At 58.5% G+C, this 1,476-nt stretch carries 2 protein-coding genes; one reads left to right on the top strand and one right to left on the bottom strand.

Annotated features, from left to right (window positions below; translation table 11 throughout):
* Window positions 1-47: 47 nt before the first annotated feature.
* Window positions 48-251: a NepR family anti-sigma factor gene (locus EN964_RS34400; RefSeq protein WP_127269630.1), complete on the bottom strand. Its 204-nt coding sequence runs from the start codon at window positions 249-251 to the stop codon at window positions 48-50.
* A gap of 216 nt (window positions 252-467) precedes the next feature.
* Between EN964_RS34400 and EN964_RS34405 the strand changes: the two genes are divergently transcribed.
* Entirely contained in the window at window positions 468-1,262 is a 795-nt protein-coding gene (locus EN964_RS34405; protein WP_023810997.1) for a response regulator, read from the top strand.
* The last annotated feature ends 214 nt before the right edge of the window (window positions 1,263-1,476 follow it).

Genomic DNA, 1,476 nt, shown 5'->3' on the forward strand with positions numbered 1-1,476 from the left:
GCCCCAAGCAGATCGGTCTTGAAGCCTTGTGAGACCGCGGCCATGCCTCAGTCCTTCTTCTGTGCGGGTTCAGCCCGTTCCAGCTGGCTAAGCAACTGGGAAAAGCGATCCGGCACATCGTCGGAGACCAGCGCGTCGTAATATTGTTTGAGTTTGCGTCCGATTTCGGAGTTCGGCCCAAGAGCATCACCAGAACCGTTCCGGCGCCTGCTCTCGGCGCCAGCCAGAATATCTTTCGTCATATCCTTCATTTTGCCCTTGTATTCCCAGCGCTCAAACCGCTCTTATCATACTCAACACAACGCAAGCGGCGCCCTCGTCTGGTTGCCCATCCCGACCCCAAACGCCCCTCCCCGGTATTTGTTCCGTCGAGGCGGAACTTTTTCTAAAAATCCGCGTTATCGTCAGGGCTTGCAGTCAGCTTGACCTGCTACGCATTCACGTCATTCTGAGGGAGACGTCTTACCATGAGCTTATCCGCCACCATCGCACCACATCTGCCCTTCCTGCGCCGCTTCTCGCGGGCTGTTTCCGGGTCGCAAGAGAGTGGTGATGCGCTGGTAGCCGCGATGCTCGAGGCCATCATCGCCGATATCGAGATATTTCCCGAAGCATCGAGCGACCGCATCGCGCTGTACAAGGTTTTCGCCAAGCTGTTCACATCGGTCGCCATCCGCGTTCCACAGGAGCAGGCGCAATCGGCGTGGGAACAGCGCACCGCCGCCAATCTGAATGCGATCGCGCCGCGGCCCCGTCAGGCCTTCCTCCTCGTGGCTGTCGAAGGCTTCAGCGAGGACGAAGCGGCTGAGATCCTCGACGTCGGCGACCAGGAGTTTTCAGAGCTGCTTGCCCAGGCGAGCAACGAGATATCCCGCCAGGTGGCAACCGACGTTCTGATCATCGAGGATGAACCGCTGATCGCCATGGATATCGAAGAAATGGTCGAGAGCCTCGGGCACCGGGTCGTTGGAACGGCGCGCACCCATGCCGAGGCCGTGATGATGTTCGGCAAGACACGGCCGAAGATGGTGCTGGCCGACATCCAGCTTGCCGACGGCAGTTCCGGCATCGAGGCCGTGAACGAGATCCTGTCATCGACGTCGGTGCCGGTCATCTTCATCACCGCCTTCCCCGAGCGCCTGTTGACTGGTGAACGACCGGAACCAGCCTTCCTGGTCACCAAGCCGTTCAATCCCGACATGGTCAAGGCGCTGATCAGCCAGGCACTGTTTTTTGACCGGCAGGCGAAAGCAGCCGCATAGTCGCGAATTGAGGAGTGGAGGAATTGAGGATTGAAGGCGATAGCCTCGCTCGCCGATTTCTCCAGATCATCAAAATCGTCAATTCATCAACTCAATTCTTCAATTCTTCACTTCGGGCCGCCTGATCCACGCATCGGGCGGTGAGGGCGAATTTCCTGCGCGTCCGGCTGCCGAACGAATTGCAAGCTCGGTCTTTTTCGGCAAAGGGTGGGAA

Origin of the sequence: Mesorhizobium sp. M7A.F.Ca.CA.001.10.2.1 (assembly GCF_003998575.1) — a bacterium.
Classification (GTDB): domain Bacteria; phylum Pseudomonadota; class Alphaproteobacteria; order Rhizobiales; family Rhizobiaceae; genus Mesorhizobium.

What these genes read in the sequence shown, in the direction of transcription:
- EN964_RS34405 (WP_023810997.1), top strand. Translation starts at nt 468, where the DNA reads ATGAGCTTATCCGCCACCATCGCACCACATCTGCCCTTCCTGCGCCGC.
- EN964_RS34400 (WP_127269630.1), bottom strand. Translation starts at nt 251, where the DNA reads ATGAAGGATATGACGAAAGATATTCTGGCTGGCGCCGAGAGCAGGCGC.